Source organism: Streptomyces sp. NPDC051133 (genome assembly GCF_040682635.1).
In the GTDB taxonomy this organism is placed as follows: Bacteria; Actinomycetota; Actinomycetes; order Streptomycetales; family Streptomycetaceae; genus Streptomyces.
Map to the genome: position 1 here is coordinate 1 of NZ_JBFBBK010000131.1, position 4,856 is coordinate 4,856.

The window sequence follows — 4,856 nt, forward strand, 5'->3', positions numbered from 1 at the left end:
ATGACCGGCGTTCGCGATGGTGATGCGGTGCGTGACCGGGTCGTAGACGGCGTACAGGCAGGTCGCCATGCGGTCGGTGCCCAGCCGCTGCGCAGCTGACCCTGCGAGGGATTTCCATTCCCGGGCTACGAGCGTGGCACCACTCCATATGGAAACGCCTCGGTGGCACCGTTTTTTGAGTGACACTTTCGGTGACAATGCGGAAGGTCGGGAGATGATCGACTTTCTACATTTGTTGTTGGGTTACTCCATCACGGGTGACGTCGGTGCACAGGTGCTACCCTTTCTTCACGGTGAGGGAAAGAACGGTAAGTCGGTCCTCCTGGACACAATGATTCAAATTCTTGGAGACTATGCAGACGCCGCTCCACCCGGGTTCCTGATGGACCGCGGAGCATTCTCCGAGCATTCAACAGAACTTACCGAACTGCATGGCCGCCGACTTATCGTCTGTAGTGAGCTAAAACCCAACGACAAATTTGACGAGGCGCGCGTACGGCTCCTGACGGGCGGCGATAACATCACAGCCCGCCGAATGAGACAAGACTATTTTTCGTTCACCCCCACCCACCATCTATGGCTGCTCGGAAATCACAGGCCTGAAGTTTCGACTGGTGGTTTCGCATTCTGGCGCCGCATTCGGCTTCTGCCCTTCACCTGTACCGTTCCTGCCGAGCGGCGCATCGATAATCTCGCCTTTGAACTTGTTCGCGACGAAGGGTCAGGCATCCTGCAATGGCTTATTGAAGGCGCTCGCCGATATCTTGTGACGCGCGATCCGCTCGAAGGCCCCGATCGGGTACGCATCGCGACCACCGCGTACGCAAATACTGAAGATCATATCGGCCGCTTCCTCGCCGAGTGCTGCACTCGCAACGATGACAAGCGGCCCGACCTGCGGGTGGAGCAAGGGTTGCTCTACACCGAGTACACCTCTTGGTGCAACGCTGGTGAAGGGGTCCGTGCAGCAAGTCCCCGTGCCTTCGCGAACCGCATCCGCCAAGAAGTGGGCCTTGCTTCTCCTACTGACATGATCAAGTCTAATGGCCGCAAGTACTACCCGGGCATCGCGCTCTTGGGAACCGAATGACTACGTCCTCATGCTCGCCCATCGCGCAGCACCCCATGCACCCACCGGGTCGTGCCCTCTACGATGAGCGGCAGGCCACTCACGGGGCGGCGCGCCTACCGCGCTTCGCCGCGCGCGGATGCGCGGGCAGCCACCGAGATACCCGCACTCCCACTGGCTATTGTGGAAGTCGGCCGATGAAGGAGGGGCTGCAGCCATGAGCTCGCTGCTGTCTGAGAGCGACCTCATCCATGAGGAAGAGGTGGTGTGGCTGGAGAACCCGGAAGCTCTCGACTACGTACGCCAAGCTCTTGATAAGACAAAGCGGCGGAACACCAGACCGCCCTACGCGCGTGATGGCAGAATGGTGGGCTACGCCATGCTCAATGACACAGCCCAGCCTGATCCCGACAGTGGTCTCTACAAGCGACGCGTCTTCTTCCTCCTGCCACACGACCGGGACACTCTCCCCGAGGGCCTTTATCGCGAAGGGGCACCGGGAGAAGCTGTAGATCCCCGTACGATCAAACCGAAGAAGCCTGGAGCAAAGACACCGCGCTCGCAGCATGGGCCTATTGGTGGTCCGCCTGAAGCGGACGGCTGCCGAAGCACCGGACAAGTGAATCCGGCCTACGGCCCCACTGCCCGATCCGCCCCAGGACCTGCGGAGTGGCAAGAGGGACAGAAACCACTACCTGGCTGACGTAGTGCACTCGCTGCAGCCTCGGAATAGCACTTGTGAGCGCTAGCCGCAGACAGGTGAAGAAGGGCCACCACGTGCGCGGCCTGGCTCCGTGGCACAGCTGCAACCGCCCCACCTTGGGGGCGCTCGCCTTCCACACGTCGATGAGCACCCCTGTCGCCTCCTCCACGGTCTAACCACCCCTCTACCGAGCCGGCTCGTGTATCACCGGCCGCCAGCCGCAGAGGCACGGGCCGTGCTCGGAGCTCACGAGCCCTGAGCACGTAAACGGCACCGGATCGCTGGATCCGGTCAGCTCATTGGAGGAAACCCCTCTACCTCTACATCGGTAAGCGACTGGACCTCCAGCACCGCGTACTTCTTCGGATCGGTCTCCTCCTTGGACAAAGCAGATCCAAGCCATCCGAGAATAAACCCGACAGGGATCGAGACAATTCCCGGATTCCCCAACGGAAACCATGCGAAATCGCTATTCGGAAAAATAGAGGCGGGATTTCCGGAGAGTGTTGGTGAAATAAGAACTAGAGACACCGCTGTGGCCATTCCTCCATAGATGGACCATAGTGCCCCTTGAGTAGTAAAGCCTCGCCAGAACAAGCTGTACAAAATGGCAGGTAGATTCCCCGAGGCGGCGACGGCGAAAGCGAGCGCCACCAACCCGGCCACGTTGACATCACGGCACACCGCTCCCAGTGCAACAGCAACCAGGCCGGTGGCGATTGCCGCGGACCGCGCGACACGGAGCTCAATCCTTCTTTCGGCATGGCCCTCGCGGATGACATTGGCATAAATATCGTGTGCAAATGATGAGGCCGTAGCAAGTGTGATTCCCGACACGACGGCAAGGACGGTGGCAAAGGCAACGGATGAAATCAGGGAGAGCAGCAACGCTCCGCCGGTGGTACCAGGCCCGCCTCCGATCTGCAGCGCGGCCAGCGGCGCAGCAGTGTTGCCCCCTTTATTAGAACGGGTAATCTCGGACTGGGTAAGCAATGCGGCTGCCCCGAATCCGACCACCAGATTCATCAAGTGAAATACGCCGATGATGCCGATTGCCCATACGACCGATTTTCGTGCGACCACTGAAGATGGTACGGTATAGAACCGAACCAGGATATGTGGAAGGCCGGCCGTACCCAGCACCAGCGCAATGCTGAGAGAAATGAAATCCAGCTTCGACCATGCGTTTGACCCATATTTGAGACCGGGCACCAACATGTCCCTGCCCTTGCCGCTATGTGTAGCTGCAGAATCGAGCAACTCGGAGATGTTGAAATGGAACTTGAGCAAAATCAGAAAACATACGAGGCTGGTTCCGCCGAAGAGGAGGGCTGCCTTAGTCACTTGAACCCATGTTGTTCCTTTCATGCCGCCGATGGACACATACACAATCATCATGAGCCCGACAAAACAGATAACCAGGATACGGCCGGTATCGTTCCTGATACCCAATAGCAGCGATACAAGTACACCGGCCCCCGCCATTTGCGCTGTTAGATAAAAAATGGAAACAGTAATAGTTGAGATGCCAGCGGCGATTCGGACAGGACGCTGGCTCATTCTGTACGCGAGCACATCACCGACTGTGTATCGACCAACATTACGCAAGAATTCAGCAACAAAAAGCAGGGTTACCACCCATGCGACGAGGAAACCAATCGAGTACAGGAATCCGTCGTATCCGTTCAGTGCGATGAGTCCAGAGATCCCGAGAAAGGCGGCTGCAGACAGGTAATCACCGGAGACTGCTAGGCCGTTCTGAAATGCCGTAAACCGCCTGCCGCCTGTATAAAAATCCGCCATACTTTTGCTCTGCCGACCAGCCTTCACTGTCAGGCAAAGAGTCACGATTACAAAGCATGCAAAAAAGATGGTAGTCAAGTTTGTGCCAGTATTGCCACTGTGTCCGGAGAGCGAGTGCGCTGAGGCGGTCCTAATCATTAGTCCTCACCCACGTGACCTTGATTTTGGTGGCTCTTGGGTCCAGGTTCCTTGTCGCGTACCTCAAATATCGCCAGGCAATAAAGAAGGTAAGTGCGAACTGGGAAAGGCCGAAGATGAAAGCAACATTGACTCTTCCAGCAACTTCCACAGACATGAAGGGCTTTGCATACATGCCCAGCAAGACATAGAGGAGGTACCAAATCAAAGAGACGGTCACCCAGAAGAAGGAGAAATGCCTATAGGCTCGACGGAGTTCTTGAAAGCAAGAGGATTCATGCAGAGCGAGCGCCCTGCCGACTCCATCACTCCTTGAAGAACCCTCCTCTGGTGTCGATGGGTCTGGCGACACGGACACTCCTCACCTAAGTGGTGCATCGAGCGAACGACATGACCATGCTGATTACGGAGTTAAGGGTTGGGCACGGAGGCACGGACGCAATCATTATGGCCAGCCTCTGTCAGTGATGCGGACACCGCCACAGAAGTTTAGATTAAGCATATGAATGGATCAATTCGGCTTCTTCATGCGATGGGGAAGTACCTTCACTTATGCAGTCTCACCCCATGACGCTGCACTCAGCTTAGTAAGCCAGCCTCTGTCGAATGCCGCAGCTCACAGCTTTTGGGGGTCACGCTGCAAGGTCAGGCAATACGAGTGGAAAGCTATGGGCGCCGGAACGGTGCGATGACCAAGATGAACAGCCACTCCACGCAACTGCTCACGCCCGCGGACTCAGAACCGTGTGCCTAGAAAGACAACCCGGCTCACTGCCTCTGACCTGTCCAAAGACAGCCTGTGCAACACCCCAGATCTCGTACCGCGATGTGCTGAGCACGGCTGACGGCACGCAGAAAGTGACCCAGGGCGAAAACGACAGTCTCTGGTGCACTGCGCAAAGAAGCACAGCTCAGGGGACCAGGCGGGTGAGCTCAGCGACTGAAGCGACTCAACAAGCCACATATGCTTACGACGCCCGCCCTCTGGAGAGCCGTGACCCAGGGGCAAGGCAAGCCTCAGACACCGGGCCCCGACCTGGACGAGGAGACGCCGCGGCCGGCCACATCGCACCCGATGGAGACGGTGCCCTGGCGCGGCTGGCGGGCCGGCGAGACGACGACACCCTGGTGCCAAAACGCGAC

At 57.8% G+C, this 4,856-nt stretch carries 3 protein-coding genes and 2 pseudogenes; 2 read left to right on the forward strand and 3 right to left on the reverse strand.

The window, feature by feature from the left end:
• The coding region (locus AB0N17_RS45155; RefSeq protein WP_366017517.1) for a SpoIIE family protein phosphatase at positions 1–69 on the reverse strand (69 nt) is incomplete at its 3' end.
• A gap of 28 nt (positions 70–97) precedes the next feature.
• Here AB0N17_RS45155 and AB0N17_RS45160 point away from each other — a divergent pair.
• Positions 98–1,090 (forward strand): annotated as a pseudogene (locus AB0N17_RS45160) (phage/plasmid primase, P4 family); the annotation flags it as partial.
• 196 nt (positions 1,091–1,286) lie between these two features.
• Positions 1,287–1,640, forward strand: a pseudogene (locus AB0N17_RS45165) (DUF6009 family protein); the annotation flags it as partial.
• A 423-nt stretch (positions 1,641–2,063) separates the two neighbouring features.
• Here the strand turns inward: AB0N17_RS45165 and AB0N17_RS45170 are convergent.
• A complete protein-coding gene (locus AB0N17_RS45170) occupies positions 2,064–3,653 on the reverse strand; it encodes a cation acetate symporter (RefSeq protein ID WP_366017515.1) in 1,590 nt (529 codons plus the stop codon).
• Positions 3,654–3,705: 52 nt separating this feature from the next.
• On the reverse strand, positions 3,706–4,071 hold the full coding sequence (locus tag AB0N17_RS45175) for a DUF485 domain-containing protein (protein WP_366017516.1): 366 nt from the start codon (positions 4,069–4,071) through the stop codon (positions 3,706–3,708).
• Between the last annotated feature and the right edge of the window lie 785 nt (positions 4,072–4,856).